The sequence below is a fragment of the Actinomadura sp. 3N508 genome (assembly GCF_044326375.1).
In the GTDB taxonomy this organism is placed as follows: domain Bacteria; phylum Actinomycetota; class Actinomycetes; order Streptosporangiales; family Streptosporangiaceae; genus Spirillospora.
The window spans coordinates 364,021-381,320 of sequence record NZ_JBIRAX010000003.1 but is presented as its reverse complement, the minus strand read 5'-3'; the positions used below and the strand labels follow the sequence as shown (position 1 = coordinate 381,320).

Below are 17,300 nucleotides of genomic sequence, written 5' to 3'. Positions count from 1 at the left end.
TCCCTCGGTATAGCGCGCGAGGTGTGTCGCCGAACGGTCATTGACAGAGAACCAGATTCTGGTTTAACGTCACGCCGCAAGTGTGACAGCAACCACACCTCATGCGTCCGTCCGCAGCGTGCTGGGGACGAGGGCTGCGCTACGCGCTGACACCCCGGATGGGAGAGCGGGATGACATCGACCGAGCCGCCAATGAGGCATTCACCGGGCCTGTCGGGCTCCACCCTTGTGGAGCGTTCCGACGGGCTCGTGACAGTCACGTTCAACCGTCCGGCGGCGAAGAACGCGCTCAACGCGGAGAACTGGCAGGACCTGAACCTGATCCTGGACGAGGTGACCCACAATCCGGACGACCGTGCGCTGCTGCTCACGGGAGCCGGCGGGAACTTCTCCTCCGGCGCCGACCTTTCCGGTGGCCTGAAGGAGGACGCGGACGGCCAGAAGACCGGGCTCACCGGCCACAGGCAGCAGGCGACCCTGCACGAGATGCGCAACGTCAATCTGATCATCAACCGGCTGCACCGGATGCCGAAGCCGACCATCGCGGCCGTCGACGGGGTGGCCGTCGGAGTCTCGCTGGGCCTCGCGCTGGCCTGCGACCTCATCGTGGCCAGCGACCGCGCGAGGTTCTGCGAGATCTTCGTCAAGCGCGGCCTGGCCCTGGACGGCGGCAGCTCCTGGACGCTGCCGAGGCACATCGGCGTCCGCCGTGCGAAGCAGATGACGATGCTGGGCGACATGGTGGGCGCCGACCAGGCCCTGGTGTGGGGGCTCGTGAACGAGGTCGTCCCGCCCGAGGAGCTGCTGAAGGTCGCCACCGACCTGGGCCGCCGGCTCGCCGCCGGGCCCACCACGGCGCTCAGCCTGATCAAGCGCCTGATCGACGACGGCGGCGAGCTCTCCTTCGAGCAGGCCCTGGAGGAGGAGGCGCGGGCACAGCACATCGCGTTCACCACCGGCGACATGCACGAAGGCGTCCGCGCCTTCATCGAGCGCCGGCAGCCGAACTTCACCGGCGCATGAACCCACGGATCACGGCTCGGCGAAGAGCCGGAGCGACCCCAGCCCGACCTGATCGTCTCGGAGGCCAGACGATGCGTAAGAAGACCCTCGTGACGGTGACGGCCGCCCTCGCCCTGCTCGCCACCGCGTGCGGCAGCGGGGAGCGCGGCGGCGCCGGCGGCGGCATCGGCGCCCCGGCCCCGGCGGGTGCCGCGTCGGGCCCGTCCAACGCCGCGTGCTCCGGCACCACCCTGAAATCGACCGATATCGGCATCACCGCCGACAAGATCACCATCGAGATGATCGGTGACACCGGGTCGACGGCCATCCCCGGCCTCGCGAACGGCGCCGTCGAGGCGGTCAAGGCCTGGGCCGACATGCTCAACAAGCAGGGCGGGCTGGCCTGCCGGAAGGTCGAGGTCCGCACCTACGACTCCAAGCTCTCGCCGGACGAGGCCCGCAACGGCTACGTCGACGCGTGCCAGAAGACGTTCGCCGCGGTCGGGACCACGGCGCTGTCGGTCGCCGACGTCACACCGCTGACCGACTGCGTGGACAAGAACGGGGCGAAGACCGGCCTGCCGGAGGTGCCCGGGCTGACCATCCTGCCCGTCCACACCTGCAACCCCACCAGCTTCCCCATGTACGGGAGCGGCGTGCCCTGCCCGGTCGCGGCCGGAGCCCGCGACGTGGAGGTGCCCAAGGCCGTCGGGAGCTTCATGAAGCAGCAGCTCGGCGGCGGCGCGCAGCACGGGCTCTACCTCGTGCCCACCACGGCCGCGGCGTACTCGCAGGCGGTGATCTCGCAGATCCGCAACCTGGAGCAGACCTACGGCCTGGCCGCGGACATCGAGGCCGGCGCGAACGGCAAGGACCCGCAGTCCGCCTACACGCCCGCCGCCACGACGATGCGCGACAAGAAGTCGACGTTCGGCTACAACGCGTCGACCTGGCCGAGCTTCCTCCTCCTGCAGAAGGAGGCGGCGGTGCAGGGCGCCACACCGAAGATGTGGTACTGCGTGGGCGCCTGCTACGACCCGGCCTACACCAAGGCCGGGGGCAAGGTCACGGCCGGCACCTACGTGCAGATCAGCAACATCCCCTACGAGGAGGCCGGCCAGAACCCCGAGATCAAGGAGTTCACCACGCGGGTGAAAGAGGTGAACACCTTCGCCCAGAGCGCCTGGGTGTCGGCCCGCCTGTTCCAGCAGGCCGTCGAGGACACCGTGAAGGCGAGCGGCCCGAACGGACTCACCCGCGCGAGCCTGCTCAAGGCGCTGGCGGCCGTCAAGGACTTCGACAACCGCGGGATGGTCAGCAAGTCGACGCCCTCGGCGAAGCTTCCGGCCGAATGCATCGTGATCGTCCAGGCTCAGGACGGCGGCGGCTTCAAGCGGATCCACCCGCAGCAGCCCGGCACGATGCGGTGCGAGGGGTTCGACAAGATCAACATCGACGTGGCCACGGCCTTCAAGGGCTGACGCCATGACGCAACGGGCCCGCCGCATGGCACTCGCCCTCATCTGCGTCGGTGCGATGGCCGGTGTGCTCGCCCCCGCGTGGGCGGGCACACCGATCACCACCGAGAACGTGCTGCGAGTGGTGTTGTTCGCGCTGCCGATCGCGGGGATCTACGCCATCAGCGCCACCGGCCTGGTGGTGATCCACTCCACGACCGGGGTCTTCAACCTCGCACAGGGCGCGATCGGCATGATGTGCGCCTTCCTGTACTGGGAACTGTCCGTCAACCAGGAGATCCCGCGAACGCTGGCGCTGGTCGTCGTCCTGTTCGGGATCGCACCGGCCATGGGGCTGTTCCTCGACCGGTTCCTCATGCGCCGGCTCGCCAGGGCACCCCTGGCGACCCAGCTGATCGGCACCGTCGGCCTGATGGCGGCGCTGCTGGGGACCGCGACCTGGCTCTGGGACCCCAACCAGTCCTACCCCATCGCGGCCCTCGGCGGCGACGGCGGCATCCGCGTCGCCGGGGTCCTGCTCACCTGGCACCGCATCATCACCATCGCGGTCGCCATCGTCGTGGCGATCGCGCTGCGCCACCTGATGCTGCACACCCGGCTCGGGATCACCATGCGGGCGGTGGTCGACGACCCGGACCTGGCCGCGCTGCACGGCGTGAAACCCGGGCGGGTGTCGTCGATCTCGTGGGTCATCGGGTGCATGTGCGCGGCCCTGGCCGGAATCCTCATCGCGCCGGAGATCGGCAACATGAGCGCCGAGACGCTGTCGCTGCTGATCGTCGACTCGTTCGCCGCCGCCGTCATCGGCCGGCTGCGCAACCTGCCGATGACCTACGTCGGCGCGCTCATGGTCGGCCTCATCGTCGCGTTCTCCACGACCTTCCTCGACTTCGGGGAACGCTGGGCGAAACTGCCGACCGTCCTTCCGGCGCTGCTGCTGTTCGTCGCGCTGCTGCTGTTGCCGCAGCAGAAGATCAATCTCGGGCGCGTCGTGCGCACGTTCAAGATGGAGAAGCAGCCCAGCCGGCGCAGCGCGCTCGTCGGAGCGGTCGTCCTCGTGGGCGCCGCGGTGGCGGCCGGGCCGCTGCTGTCGGACGTGAACGCCGGCAGGCTCACGACCGGCATCGTCGCCGGCGTCATCCTGCTCGGACTCGTGCCCCTCCTCGGCTGGGCGGGGATCCCGTTCTTCGCCCCGTACGCGCTGGCCGGAGTCGGGGCATGGGCCACCTGGCGGTTCCAGGAGCACATGCCGGGAGTCCTGGCACTGCTCCTCGCCGGAGCGGTCACGGGCGTCGTCGGCATCGTCGCCTCGCTGCCCGCGCTCCGGCTCCGCGGCCTGTACGTGGCGCTCAGCTCGATCGCGTTCGCGCTGGTGATGTCGAACCTGATATTCCTCCAGCCGGAGATCTTCGGGCAGTACCGCCGGCTCGACCGGCCCTCGATCCTCGGCTTCGGGCTGGACTCGCCCCAGGCCTTCATCGTGTTCGCCACCGTGATCTACGTGGTGATCGCCCTGGGCATGACCTGGCTCCGCGCGTCCAGCTTCGGGCGCCAGGTCGTCGCCACGCGCGACAGCGAGGCGGCGGCGTCCTGTCTGGGCATCAGCCTGCTGGAGACGAAGGCCGCGGTGTTCGCCATCGCCGGGATCGTGTCCGGGATCGGGGGCGGCCTGCTCGCGCTGAGCCAGCGGTTCGCCAGCCAGGAGCAGTTCCCGATGGTGGCCGGTCTCGCGCTCGTCCTCACGCTGGCGATCTGGGGCGTCGGGCTGAGCTCCGCGCCCATCGTCGCCGGACTGACCTCGGCGGCCCTGGTGATCGTCATCCACGACTGGGCCGTGGGCGGCTGGACCAACGCGCTCGAACTCGCCGGACCCGGCCTGGCCGCGCTCGCCCTGGTGAGCGTCCCGCGGGGCCAGATCGTCGAGATCGTCGAGCACGCCAAGCACGACCCGCTGGCCACGGTCATGCGGGTGGGCGGCCTGTTCGCAGGCGCCTTCATAGGCGTCGTGTACAACTTGCCGGGTGCGGTGGGCTTCCTCCTGGCGATCCTGCTGTACCTGGTCGCGGACGTGCTCGGAGCGGCGATCTCCGAGCGCCGCCGCCGGTCCGCCGAGGGGGGCGTGCACGGCGACCCGGCGGCGGGCGGCGCGGACGGCCCGGCCGTCGGCATCACCGTGCCCCTGACGAGGGTCACCGCACACGCGCTGGACCGCCGGCTGGGGGTCCCGAGCATGGAGAAGGTGCTGCGATGACGCTGCTCGACGTCGATGACATCACCGTGCGCTTCGGCGGCCTGGCCGCCGTCAGTGAGCTGTCACTCTCGGTCCCGGCGGGGATCATCATGGGCATCATCGGCCCGAACGGCGCGGGCAAGACCACGCTGTTCAACGTCATCGCGGGCATCCAGGCCCCGACGGCGGGACGGGTCACGCTGGCCGGCCGGGACGTGACCTCCATGCCACCGCACCGCCGCGCACGCCGCGGGCTGGCGCGCACCTTCCAGCGTCTGGAGGTGTTCGGCACCCTCACGGTACGGGAGAACATTCTCGTGGCGGCCGACGCGCGCCGCCGGTGGGAGCGCGGCGTCTCACCGCGCGCGGTGGCGGACGAACTGCTCGAACGCACCCGGCTGTCCGAGGTCGCCTCGGCCACGGTCGACGCGCTGCCGACCGGCACGCAGCGGCTCGTGGAGCTGGCGCGGGCGCTGGCCGCCGGGCCGAAACTGCTGCTGCTCGACGAGGCGTCCTCGGGCCTGTCCAGCTACGACAGCGACCGCATCTCGGCCCTGCTCCGCGAACTCGTGGACTCCGACGGGCTCACCATCGTGCTCGTCGAGCACGACATGCCGTTCGTCATGGGGCTGAGCGACCGCGTCGCCATGCTCGACCACGGCCGGCTGGTGGCGCAGGGGACCCCCGCGGAGATCCAGGAGATGCCCGCCGTGCAAGAGGCCTACCTGGGAGTCCGCCGATGACCACACCGATTCTGGAACTGCGCGGAGTCAGCGCGGCGTACGGGCAGATCGAGGTCCTGCACGGGATCGACCTCACCCTTCAGGCGGGGCACGTCCTCGCCGTGCTGGGGCCCAACGGAGCCGGCAAGACCTCGACGGTCAAGGTCATCGCCGGGCTGCTCAGGCCGACCAACGGCAGGGTCGAACTCTGCGGCCGGGACGTCACCAACGCGTCGGCCGACCAGCTGTCCCGGGCCGGGGTCTGCGTCGTGCCCGAGGGGCGCGGCGTCTTCCCCCGGCTGAGCGTCGAGGAGCACCTGAAGCTCTCGGCCTGGGGAACCGGCGGGCGGGAGGCCCGCGCCCGGGTCTACGACGCCTTCCCGCGCCTGTACGAACGCCGCAAGCAGCTCGCCGGGACCATGTCGGGAGGCGAGCAGCAGATGCTCGCGCTCTCCCGGGCGATCGCCCGGCAGCCGGCACTGCTGATCGTCGACGAGCTGTCGATGGGCCTGGCCCCGATGGTCGTCGAGCAGCTGTACGAGCACGTCCGGGCCGTCGCGGCGCAGGGCGTGTCGATCGTGCTCGTCGAGCAGTTCGTCCACGACGTGCTCGGCCTCGCCGACGCGGCGATCGTGATGCAGCACGGAACGGTCGTCAGGAGCGGGCACCCCCGCGACCTCGCAGAAGATCTAGCCGGGCTCTACCTGGCGGCAAGCCGCTAACGGAGGAAACATGACCAGTGTCAGCCAGCCATCGACCCCCCGGAAAACGGCTCCCGTAGCAGACGTCGCCGACGACGCGAACACCCCGGATGTCGCGGACGTCGCGGACGCACCCGCCTCGCGGTCACCCGGCACGGACCCGTCACCGGCCGGCGGCGGCGTCATGTCCACCGCCGGGCGGGAACGGTTCGAGGCCGAACTCGCCCGGCTCAAGATCAGCAACAACAGCGGCCCGCTGGACGGCCGGTTCGCCACCGTCGGCCTGGTCGGCGCCGTGGCCGGGCTGGTCGTCATCCTGGTCTGCTTCGTCAAGACCCAGAGCCAGAGCGACATCCGCGACCAGATGGAGATGCTCGTCCTCGCCCTGTTCGGGGTCGGGCTCGGCGTGCTCGGCTCGGTCGTCTACGCGCGGAACTCGATGACCAGGTTCATGCGCTACTGGCTGCTGCGAGTCATCTACGAGCAGCGGCACCCCGTCCACGAGCGGCAGCCCGCGTCCGGTCCGGACGACGACCCGGCCGGAGCCTGAGATGGATTCGCCCGGCACGCCCGCGGAGACGCTCGCGGAGCTCACCGCCAAGATCACGGCTCCTGGCATGTTGTTCGAGGTCGCCGAGGAGGAGGTCCTCGGCGAGCGCATGGTGGTGTTCAAGAACAGGCATCGGTCGCTGCGCGAGTTCCTGGAGGCCTCGCGCCGTTTCGGAGACCGTACGTACCTCGTCGACGGTGACGTGCGGCTCGACTACGCGACCAACCTCGCCCACGTCGACGCCCTCGCCTCCGCGTTGCAGCGCGACTACGCGATCCGGCCGGGCGACCGGGTCGCCATCTGCGCCGCCAACCGGTGGGAGTGGGTCGTCTCCTTCTGGGCCGCCGCCAGCGCCGGCGCCCTTCCGGCCGCGTTCAACAGCCTCTGGACCCCGGACGAGTACGCCCACGCGGTGAAGCTGACCGGCCCGCGGCTGGTCATCGGGGACGATCGGCGGCTCGCGGCGGCGCGCTCCGCCGGCCTCGACGTGCCGCTGCTCGACATGAGCGAGCTGCCGGGGATCGTGGCGCGCCACGCCGGCGAGCGTCCCGCACCCGTTCCGGTCGACGAGGACGACCCCGCTCTGCTGATCTTCACCAGCGGCACGACCGGGCGCTCGAAGGCGGTCATGATCTCGCACCGGAGCGCCTGCGGGTTCTCGCAGCTCACCCAGTTCGCCGAGGTGCGCGGGATGGCGGCGTACGGCGCGCCCGTGCCGAAGGCGGGCGACGAGCTTCCGCCGAGCGACGACGTCACGCTGACGACCGCCCCGCTGTTCCACATGACGATGGTGCAGGGCGGGATGATGGCCCTGCTCGCGAAGGGGGCCGAGCTCGTGCTGGTCCCGGGCCGCTTCGATCCCGAGAAGGTCCTGGCGATCATCGAGCGGGAACGGGTGACGTCGTGGTCGCCGCTCGGCAGTGCCGCCACGCGGGTGGCGAACTGCCCGGCGATCGACCGGTACGACACCAGCAGCCTGCTCATCCTCGGGGTCGGCGGCGCGCCGGTGAGCCCGGCGGTGCAGGACGGCCTGCGCCGCGCCTTCCCCAGCGCGTCCGCCCTGCTCAGCATGGGCTACACGAGCAGCGAAGGCGGAGCGGTCGTCGCGGCCATCTCCGGCCCCGAGTTCGCCCAGCACGCCCACTCGACCGGGCGCGTCACCTTCACCACGCAGGTGGAGCTGCGCGGCGCCGACGGACGGCCGGTGCCGGACGGGGAGCACGGCGAGGTCCATGTGCGGAGCCCGTACATCATGCTCGGCTACTGGGACGATCCGGAGGCGACCGCCGCGGCGATCAAACCGGGCCGGTGGCTCGCGATGGGGGACATCGCCCGGTTCGAGGACGGCCTGCTCTACATCGACTCGCGAGCCAGGGACATGATCCTCGTGAGCGCCGAGAACGTGTCGCCGACCGAGGTGGAGTACGTCCTCGAATCGCACCCCCAGGTCGTGGAGACCGCGGTGTTCGCCGTCGACGACGAGATCACGGGAGACGCCGTCTGCGCCGTCGTGTCGGTCGGGGAGGAGGGGCACGCCACGGTGACGGCCGAGGAGCTGACGGCGTGGTGCGGCGAGCGGCTCGCGCACTACAAGGTGCCCACCCACTGGTACCTCGTCGAGGGCCCGCTGCCGCGCACGGCGAGCGGGAAGCTCGTCAGGCGGGTGCTGCGCCGGCAGATCGAGCAGGGCGCGCTCGCCTAGCGACGACCAGGGAGATGGGGAGGGAACCACCTCGCCTCATTGACAAGAACCAGAATCTAAATATAGTTATTTCGGACAACGATGGAGGGGAAGGCGGCATGGAACTCGACTACAAGCCGTTCGACGCGGACAACCACTACTACGAGACGCTCGATGCCTTCACGCGCTACCAGGACAAGAAGATGGCGCGCCGCGGCGTCCAGGTCCTGCGCGACGGCAAGCGGGTGTACATCCTGGTGGCGGGCAGGGTGAACCACTTCATCCCCAACCCGACCTTCGACCCCGTGATCGTCCCCGGGTCGGTCGAGCTGATGTTCCGCGGCGAGGCGCCGGCTGGACCGCCTGAGGTGGAGCGCATCCACCCCGAGTACCAGGATCGCGACAGCCGCCTCCAGGTCATGGACGAGCAGGGCCTGGCCGCGGTGCTGCTGTTCCCGACCATGGGCGTCGGCGTCGAGCAGGGCCTGCGCCACGACCCCGAGGCCGCCATGCACTGCATCGGCGCCTTCAACCGCTGGCTCGAAGAGGACTGGGGGTTCTCCTACCAGGACCGCATCTTCGGCGCGCCGCTGCTCTCCCTGGCCGATCCCGACGCGGCCCTGGTGGAACTGCGGTCGCTGCTCGATCGCGGCGCGCGGCTCATCCACCTGCGGCCGGCGCCGATCCCGTCGATCGACGGGCCGCGCTCCTTCGGCCACCCCGCCAACGACCCCGTCTGGGCCGCGATCGCCGAGGCCGGCGTGCCGGTGGCGTTCCACCTGGGCGACAGCGGTTACCTGACCTACTCCGCCGCGTGGGGCGGCGCCTCGGAGTTCGAGCCGTTCGGCAAGCTCAATCCGCTCGACCAGATCCTCGTGGACGACCGGGCGATCTACGACACGATGGCGTCGATGATCACCGACGGGGTGTTCCACCGGCACCCGGCGCTGCGCGTCGCCAGCATCGAGAACGGCTCGGACTGGGTCGCGATCCTCGCCAAGCGCCTTCGCAAGCGGGCCAACCAGTACCCGGCGTGGTTCCCGGAGGACCCGCTGGACGTCCTGCGCCGCAACGTCTGGGTCTCGCCGTACTACGAGGAGGACCTGGTCAAGCTGGCCGAGACCATCGGTGTGGACAAGATCCTCTTCGGTTCGGACTGGCCGCACGGCGAGGGACTGGCCGACCCGGTCAGCTTCACCAAGGAGCTCACGGGCTTCTCCGCCGCCGACGTCCGCAAGATCATGCGCGACAACGTGATCACCTACCTCGGCGTCGAGCCGGGGCTGTAGGCCGACCAGATGGCGAAGCGCGCACACGACTGCCTGATCAACGTCCATTTCGGCGACACCGAGCAGCCGGCGTGGATGCACCGGGTCAAGAACGAGTACTTCAAGCAGGACGACGCCATCTTCCGCAAATGGGAAATGTCGCAGGTCCTCGACGAGATGGACGCGAACGGCGTCGAACGAGCGATCCTCACCGGCAATGTCAACGACCGGAACAGTTCGGCCATCAAGTTCGCCGAGGCGCGGCCGGACCGGTTCGCCCTGACCGCGGGAGGCTTCGACCTGCTGCGCCCGATGCAGGCGCTCCGCCTGCTCGAATCCTTCGTGGCCGACTATCCGGTCGCCACGGCGTCGGCGGGCCCCGCGTTCTGGGGCGACGGCCAGTACCCTCCGGACAACGCCGTCTACTACCCGCTGTACGTCAAGTGCTGCGAGCTGGATCTGCCGCTCTGCATGAACGCCGGGCTGCCCGGGCCGCCGATACCCGGGGAGGCGCAGAACCCGATCTACTACGACCGGGTGATGGTCCGGTTCCCGGAGCTGAGGCTGTGCATGATCCATGGCGCCGACCCCTGGTGGGAGATCGCCGTCCGCCTCATGATCAAATACCCGAACCTGCACCTGATGACGTCGGCGTGGGCGCCGAAGTACCTGCCCGGGGCACTGCTGGACTACATGCGGACCCGCGGCAAGACGAAGATCATCTTCGCGTCCGACGCCCCCATCCTGTCCATCACGCGCACGGTCGGGGAGGCGGAACGCCTCGACCTCCCGCCCGAGGTCCTGGACAACTACCTGTACGGCAACGCGCAGCGGTTCTTCTTCGACCGCCTGGAGAAACCACACGGCGCGCTCGGCCCGGACGCCCGGCCGGTGACGCCATGAGCGTCGGCCTGCTGCCGGAGGCGGACGAGAACCAGCGCATGATGCTCGACGCGGTCGTCCGGATCATCGAGGCCGGCTGTCCCATGGCCGCGGTGCGCGAGCGGGCCGAAGGCGCGGCCCCGAGCGACCCGGGCCTGCGCCGGAAGCTCGCCGACCTCGGCTGCTACGGCCTGCTCAGCACGGAGGAACTCGGCGGCGGCAGCGTCTCGGGCAACGGAGTCGTCGACGCCGCTCTCATCGCGGCGGAGCACGGCGCCCGCCTGCAGCCCGGACCGTTCGTCGGCACGAGCGTGGTCGTCCACGCGCTCACGGTGGCGGGCGCCGATCCGCACCGGGCCGACGTGCGCACGGCGCTCATGGCCGGGAACGCCGCCGCGACCTGGGCGGTGGCCGGGGCGGGCGCGCTGTCCGTCCGGCGCGGCGAGCGGGAGTGGGTGCTGTCCGGCACCCTCGCGGCGGTGCAGGACGCGGACGATTGCGCGTGGCTGCTGGTGACCCTCGCCGAGGACGCCGCCCAGGTCCTGGTTCCGCTGCCGGCGGACGGGGTGAGCCTCGTGCCGCTGGAGCGGCTGGACGTGACCCGCCGCTTCTTCGACGTGCGCCTGGACGACGTCGCCGTGCCCGTCACCAACCTGCTGACCCCGGCGGGCCCGGCAGGCTCGGCGGGCCCGGCCACGGCTCGGGATGTCCTGGAGCGGCAGTTCTCCATCGCCGCGGTCCTGGCCGCCGCCGAGGCGGTCGGCGCGATGGACGGCGATCTGAAGATCGCGGTGGAGTACGCGAAGACCCGTATCGCGTTCGGCCGCCCGATCGGCTCCTTCCAGGCGGTGAAGCACCGGCTGGCGGACACGAGCCTCATCGTGGAGATGGCCAAGGGAATCGTCGCGGCCGCGGCCGAGGCCCTCGGCCGCGGCGCCCCGGACGGCGACGCGCTGGCCAGCGTCGCCAAGGCGTTCGTCGGCGAGCGGTCGATCGAGGCCGGGCACAACTGCTTCCAGGTGCTCGGCGGCATCGGCTTCACCTGGGAACACGACCAGCATCTGTATCTACGGCGCCTGGCATCGGACGCCTACCTTTTCGGGAGTCCGAACTGGCACCGCGACCGGCTCTGGGAGCAGGCCGGGACTGGAACGGTGAAAGAGAATGTCTGAGACGGAGGAGTCCGCCGAGCTCGCGGACTACCGAGCGCGGGCGAGGGCCTGGCTCGAGGCGAACATGGAGCCGCGCGGCCCGGCGGCCGCGTCCCGGTTCTCGTTCGCCGTGGACGACGACTTCAGCCCGGAGCGGCTCGCTGAGCAGCAGGCCCTCCAGCGCAAGGTGTACGACGCCGGCTACGCGGGCATTTCCTGGCCGGCGGAGTACGGCGGGCAGGGCCTGCCCAAGGCCTACGAGCGGGCCTTCGCGCAGGAGGCCGCCCATTTCGTGATGCCCGACCTCGGAATCGCCGGTGGCACGACCATGGGCGTCTGCGGCCTGACCATCCTCGCCCACGGCTCGCCGGAACTGCTCAGAACGCACATTCCCCGGGTCCTTTCCGGCGAGGAGCTGATCGTCCAGCTCTTCTCCGACCCCGAGGCCGGATCGGACCTCGCCGGCGTCCGCACGCAGGCCGTCCGCGACGGAGACCGCTGGGTGCTCAACGGATCCAAGATCTGGACGAGCGGCGCCTACTACGCCAACTACGGCATGTGCCTGGCGCGGACGGACTGGGACGTCCCCAAGCATCGCGGCCTGACGTGGTTCATGGTGCCCCTCGACGCACCCGGCGTGACGGTCCGGCGCATCAAGCAGATCAACGGCAACGCCGAGTTCTGCCAGGAGTTCTTCGACGACGTCGAGCTGACCGACGCCGACATCATCGGGGAGCTCAACGACGGCTGGACGGTCGCCCAGACCATGCTGATGTTCGAACGGGGCGGCGGCGACGCCGCGGCGACGGACCCGCCCGACGCCCGGGACGTCGCCCCCGACCTGCGCGAACTGGCGGAGTCGGTGGGCCGGCTGGACGACCCCCAGGCCCGGCGGCTCATCACCACCGCCCACGTCGACGACGTGGTCCGCCACCACCTGTCCCGGCGCATAGCGGGGCTGATGCGCGGCGGTTCGCACAGGGCGGTCGCGCTCGCCTCGTACGGCAAGCTGGCGTCCGGGCTCTACGACCCGGTCCGCGCCGATCTCGCCCTGGAGATCGCGGACGGCGGGGCGTCCACCTGGCAGCACGCGGACTCGCCCGGCGCGCGCGCGGCCACCGACCTGCTCAACTGCCGCTTCCTGTCGATCGCCGGCGGGACCGTCGAGATGCAGCGCAACTCGATCGGGGAACGCGTCCTCGGGCTGCCGCGGGAACCGTCCTTCGACAGCGAGCGGCCGTTCCGGGAGGTCGTCCGGGAGGCCCTGACCTGGTCCGGCAAGGTGGGCTGATGGCCGCCGCCGAGGGCATGGCGATGCCCCTGCACGGTCTGCGCGTCCTGGACCTTTCGGACTCCCGCGCGATGCTGGCCGCCCGGCTGCTCGCGGACCTCGGCGCCGACGTCATCCGGATCGAGGTCGCCCGCTCGGGGGAGGCCGACACCTCCTCAGGCCCGGACGACGGTATCGACCCGCTGTCGCTCGCGTGGGCCGTCCGGAACGCGAACAAACGCGTCGTGCGCCTCCGCGATCCGAGCGAACAGGACCGGCAGGGCATCGCCCGCCTGCTGGCGGGCGCGGATCTCCTGCTGGAGAGCGGCGCCGAGGCCGGCGATCTGCTGCCCGCTCCGGTCGCGGCGCTGGATACCGGCCACCCGCACCTGACCATCGTCTCGGTCTCCGACTTCGGGGCCACCGGACCCTACAGCGGCTACACCGGCACGAGCGCGGTCCTGGCCGGAATGGGCTGGATGCTCTACAAGGCGGGCACGACCGATCGCCCGCCGGTGCTTCCGCCCGCCTCGATGGCGTACGACATCTCCGGCGTCATGGCGGCGTTCGCCGCCTTGATGGGCGTCCACGACCGGCGGCGCACCGGTGCTGGCCAGCACCTTGACGTGTCGGTCATCGAGGCGCTGCAGCAGACGACGGACTGGGCACTGCCCAACACCGTCCATCTGCGCGAAACGGGTCAGCAGGTCAGTGAGATTCGCAGCGGGGGCGGCGAGTCGCAGCCGGTCGTCGCGTGCAAGGACGGCATGGTCCGCGTCGCGGTGCTCGCCGCCGTGGAATGGCGACGGCTCCGGGAGTGGATGGGCGACCCGCCCGAACTCCGTGACCCGGCCCTCGACGCGCTGTCCACGCGCGTCGCGCGATGGGAGGAGCTGAAACCGCACCTCCTTCGCCTCTTCGCGGGCCTGACCATGGTCGAGGCGTCCGAGGAGGGCCAGCGCAGGCGAATTCCCGTCACACCGGTCCTGCGGCCGTCCGATGTGCTGGGTGCCGTGCAGTACGCCGAGGCGGGCACCTTCGCGCGAGGGCCGGTCGGTGACCGGACCGGCCGGTACGCCGCCGGCTACTGGAGCATCGACGGGACCCGCGCCGGATTCCGCGCACCGGCCAGCGAACTGCCATCCGTGTCGACGTGCGAATGGCAGGACCGGCCCCGCGGTTTCCGGGTGCCCTGCAGCGGGCCCGGCTCGGCGGCATGGCCGCTGCAGGGCGTCCGGGTGCTCGATCTCGGGGTCGCCGGGGCCGCGCCGGAGACGGCCCGGCTGCTCGCCGAGTACGGCGCGGAGGTCATCAGGGTGGAGTCGCCGAACCATCCGGACCTGCTGCGCCAGCTCGGCGGCGCGTCCGGCATGGCCCCGACGTTCATCTCGACGAACCGGTGCAAGCGCAGCTTCGGGGTGGACCTCTCCGACCCGCGCGGCGCCGCCCTGCTCAGGCGCCTGGCAGCCGAGGCCGACGTGCTCGTGGAGAACCTCGCTCCGGGCGCGCTGGCCCGGTTCGGGATCGACCTCGCCGAGCTGCGTCGCGCCAACCCGGAGCTGATCACGCTCAGCAGCCAGATGATGGGCCCCTCAGGCCCGTGGCGAGAGTGGCGCGGCTACGGTGCGAACACCCAGCCGCCGGGCGGGCTGACCTACCTCTGGAGCTATCCCGACCTGCCGGAACCGATCGGCGCCAACCTCGCCTTCCCCGACCACGTCGCGGGCCGACTCGGCGCGCTGGCGGTCGCCGCGTGCCTGCTGGGCCCGTCCCGTTCCGGCCGCCACATCGACCTCGTCCAGGCCGAAGTGGGGATCAACCTGCTCGCCGAGCTGTACCTGCGCGAGTCGCTGGAGCCGGGCGGCGTGCGGCCGGCCGGGAACGACTCGCCCGAAGGCTCGCCCTGGGGCGTCTACCGGTGCGCGGGGGAGGAGCGGTGGTGCGTGATCACGGTCCGGGACGACACCGACTGGGCGAACCTGGTGGCCGCGCTCGGCGACCCGGCCTGGGCCACGGAGGATCTCCGGACGGAGGCCGGCCGCCGCGCCCGGGCCGAGGAGGTGGACCGGCGCATCGGGGAGTGGACGAGCACGCGCACCGACCGCGAGGTCATGGCGCACCTCCAGGCCCACGGAGTCCCGGCCGGTCACCTGATGTATCCGAGCGACGTCGCCGATGATCCGCACCTGTCCGCGCGGGGATACCCGGTCCGCTACGACCAGCCGCACTTCGGCCCCGTCGTCCTCGAAGGCGGCGCCTTCCGCTCGGCCCGCCTCCCGGCGCCGATCCTCACGCCCGCGCCGCTGCTGGGCGAGCACACCGTCGACATCGCGGTCGACACCCTGGGGCTAACCGAGCGAGAGGTGAAGCGGCTGCTGGCCGACGCGGTCCTCTTCCAGGCGAAGCGCCCGCCTGCCGGCTGACGGATCACCTGCGGGAGATCATGCGGGAGCTCACTGCGAGAGATCATCTGCGGGGGGACGTCGCGCGGATCGGTTCGGGGTCCGCGCGATGCCTCCCGGGCCGGGGATCACTTGCGGGGCGACCTCGCCGTGGCGCGGTTCGCCCGGACCCGCGGCTTCCCGAACAGGATGCCGACCGCGTCGTCGAGGTTGTCCAGCACGGTGCGGAGCGTGAGGTGGCCCAGCGACCACTCGCGCAGCTGCTGGCCCAGAACGGACTGGGCGACGAGGGTCACCAGGGCCACGTCGCGCGGGTCGGTGTCGTGCAGGAGTTCTTCGACGATGCCGGTGAACGACCGCGCGTAGCCGGAGAACACCTCGCGGGCGGCGACGTCCGTGGTGACCTCGAGCACCGTGATCAGCTTGTAGAAGTGCGGGTAGCGCGCGTACGCCCGTACCGTCCGCTTGAGGACGGCCCGCAGCCTGTCCGCGTCCGTGGTGCCGCGGTCGTCGTGCGCCAGCACCTTCTCCTCGAAGGACTTGCCCCACTCGATCAGCGCGTGGGCGTACAGCAGTTCCTTCGACGGGAAGTACCGGTACAGGGTGGCCAGGGCGACCCCCGCCTCCTCGGCGACCTCCCGGATCTGGATCTGCTCGTACTCCCGCTCGTCGAGCATCTGGACGGCCGCGCTCAGGATCCGCTCGCGGCGGGCGCGCTGTGACGCCGTGCGCGCCTCCGCGGGCTGCGCCGGCGCGCCGGGTTCGGTGGTGGGGCTGCGGGCTTCCAGGACTTCCTCCCAAGATCGGGAACGGACTCGGCATCAGTTCTGGTACTGAAATCTAGCACTAATTCTTGGTCCGCGAACGGGGTCGCGATCGCGACGATCATCGATTACTCTGACAAGAGTAAGAGTCTTGTTCTGGTTTTTCTGGAGGCCGTGGATGCGGAGCGACCCGACCGTCGAGGAGCTGCGGCCCGGCCTCTGGGCCATCCCCGTGCCCATCCCGGACAATCCGCTTCGCTACACGGTGAGCTATCTCTTCGAGGCGGCGGGCCAGGCCGTCATCGTGGATCCGGGCTGGCGTTCCGACGACGGCTGGGCGGCGCTTCAGGAGGGACTGCGCAAGACCGGCCGCAGCGCCGGTGACATCGCCGGCGTCGTCATCACCCACGCCCACCCCGACCACCACGGTCTCGCCGGACGGTTGCGCCAGGTTTCCGGGGCCTGGATCGCGATGCACGCGCTGGAGGCGCCACCATCCGATCCGCGAAGCGCCTCGCACCTGTCGCGCACGAACGACGCGGCGATGCTGCGTGAGGACGGCGTCCCGGACGCGATCGCCATGGAGATCGTCCACGACGAGGAGTTCCTCGCGTCCTTCGAGCCGGTTCCGACCCCGGACAGACGGCTGGAGGACGGGGACCGGCTCCCCCTGCGAGGACGGAATGTGCGGGTGGTGTGGACTCCCGGTCACGCGCCCGGCCATATCTGCCTGTACGACTCCGACACCGACGTCTTCCTTTCCGGCGACCACATCCTGCCGCGCATCAGCCCTCAGATCTTCGACCATACGGAGAGCAAGTCGTCCGCACTCGGCAACTATCTCGCCTCGCTGGACCGCGTCGCCGCGTACGACTCCGCGGAAGTGCTGCCCGCGCACGAGCACCGGTTCCGCGGGCTCGCGGCTCGCGCGGCCGAGCTCACCCGGCACCACGAGGCCAGGCTCGCCGAGATCGAGGCGGTCCTGCATGCGGACGAGGGCGCGACGGCATGGTCCATCACCACGATGATCAGCTGGTCGCGTGGCTGGGAGGCGGTCGAAGGGCGGATGCGCCGGGTCGCCCTGGGCGAGACCGTCGCCCATCTGAACCACCTGGTCGAAGCCGGCCGCGTCCGCAGCCACCGTCCCGACCTCGAAGGGCCCCGCTACTACGCGCCGGCCGGCGGCGACCGGTGCTGAT

14 protein-coding genes are annotated in these 17,300 nt (G+C 70.9%); 13 read left to right on the top strand and 1 reads right to left on the bottom strand.

The window, feature by feature from the left end:
• Positions 1-192 precede the first annotated feature (192 nt).
• From ACH34S_RS13095 to ACH34S_RS13040, 12 genes are all read left to right on the top strand, one after another.
• Positions 193-1,023: an enoyl-CoA hydratase/isomerase family protein gene (locus ACH34S_RS13095; protein ID WP_395952827.1), complete on the top strand. Its 831-nt coding sequence runs from the start codon at positions 193-195 to the stop codon at positions 1,021-1,023.
• 71 nt (positions 1,024-1,094) lie between these two features.
• Complete coding sequence (locus ACH34S_RS13090) at positions 1,095-2,483, top strand: ABC transporter substrate-binding protein (protein WP_395952826.1); 1,389 nt, start codon at positions 1,095-1,097, stop codon at positions 2,481-2,483.
• Between the two features lie 4 nt (positions 2,484-2,487).
• Complete coding sequence (locus ACH34S_RS13085; protein ID WP_395952825.1) at positions 2,488-4,731, top strand: hypothetical protein; 2,244 nt, start codon at positions 2,488-2,490, stop codon at positions 4,729-4,731.
• Positions 4,728-5,453, top strand: coding sequence for an ABC transporter ATP-binding protein (locus ACH34S_RS13080; protein WP_395952824.1), 726 nt, complete (start codon positions 4,728-4,730; stop codon positions 5,451-5,453). Before ACH34S_RS13085 ends, ACH34S_RS13080 begins: the two co-directional genes overlap by 4 nt.
• Positions 5,450-6,154 carry an ABC transporter ATP-binding protein gene (locus ACH34S_RS13075; protein WP_395952823.1) on the top strand — a complete coding sequence of 235 codons (705 nt, stop codon included), beginning with the start codon at positions 5,450-5,452 and terminating at the stop codon, positions 6,152-6,154. Before ACH34S_RS13080 ends, ACH34S_RS13075 begins: the two co-directional genes overlap by 4 nt.
• Before the next feature lie 10 nt (positions 6,155-6,164).
• Positions 6,165-6,683, top strand: coding sequence for a hypothetical protein (locus ACH34S_RS13070; RefSeq protein ID WP_395952822.1), 519 nt, complete (start codon positions 6,165-6,167; stop codon positions 6,681-6,683).
• A gap of 1 nt (position 6,684) precedes the next feature.
• The gene (locus ACH34S_RS13065; RefSeq protein ID WP_395952821.1) at positions 6,685-8,385 is read left to right on the top strand and encodes a class I adenylate-forming enzyme family protein; all 1,701 of its coding nucleotides are present in this window, start codon (positions 6,685-6,687) and stop codon (positions 8,383-8,385) included.
• Positions 8,386-8,483: 98 nt separating this feature from the next.
• Complete coding sequence (locus ACH34S_RS13060; protein ID WP_395952820.1) at positions 8,484-9,653, top strand: amidohydrolase family protein; 1,170 nt, start codon at positions 8,484-8,486, stop codon at positions 9,651-9,653.
• 9 nt (positions 9,654-9,662) lie between these two features.
• Complete coding sequence (locus tag ACH34S_RS13055; protein WP_395952819.1) at positions 9,663-10,535, top strand: amidohydrolase family protein; 873 nt, start codon at positions 9,663-9,665, stop codon at positions 10,533-10,535.
• Positions 10,532-11,686 carry an acyl-CoA dehydrogenase family protein gene (locus tag ACH34S_RS13050; RefSeq protein WP_395952818.1) on the top strand — a complete coding sequence of 385 codons (1,155 nt, stop codon included), beginning with the start codon at positions 10,532-10,534 and terminating at the stop codon, positions 11,684-11,686. The genes ACH34S_RS13055 and ACH34S_RS13050 overlap by 4 nt, the downstream gene beginning before the upstream one ends.
• Positions 11,679-12,956 carry an acyl-CoA dehydrogenase family protein gene (locus ACH34S_RS13045; RefSeq protein ID WP_395952817.1) on the top strand — a complete coding sequence of 426 codons (1,278 nt, stop codon included), beginning with the start codon at positions 11,679-11,681 and terminating at the stop codon, positions 12,954-12,956. Before ACH34S_RS13050 ends, ACH34S_RS13045 begins: the two co-directional genes overlap by 8 nt.
• Positions 12,956-15,358, top strand: a complete 2,403-nt coding sequence (locus tag ACH34S_RS13040) for a CoA transferase (RefSeq protein ID WP_395952816.1) — start codon at positions 12,956-12,958, stop codon at positions 15,356-15,358. Before ACH34S_RS13045 ends, ACH34S_RS13040 begins: the two co-directional genes overlap by 1 nt.
• A 107-nt stretch (positions 15,359-15,465) precedes the next feature.
• On the opposite strand, the gene ACH34S_RS13035 is transcribed toward ACH34S_RS13040, so the two are convergent.
• Positions 15,466-16,032, bottom strand: coding sequence for a TetR/AcrR family transcriptional regulator (locus ACH34S_RS13035; RefSeq protein ID WP_395953320.1), 567 nt, complete (start codon positions 16,030-16,032; stop codon positions 15,466-15,468).
• Between the two features lie 247 nt (positions 16,033-16,279).
• Here ACH34S_RS13035 and ACH34S_RS13030 point away from each other — a divergent pair, with 247 nt between their 5' ends.
• Positions 16,280-17,299 carry an MBL fold metallo-hydrolase gene (locus ACH34S_RS13030; protein ID WP_395952815.1) on the top strand — a complete coding sequence of 340 codons (1,020 nt, stop codon included), beginning with the start codon at positions 16,280-16,282 and terminating at the stop codon, positions 17,297-17,299.
• Position 17,300 lies beyond the last annotated feature (1 nt).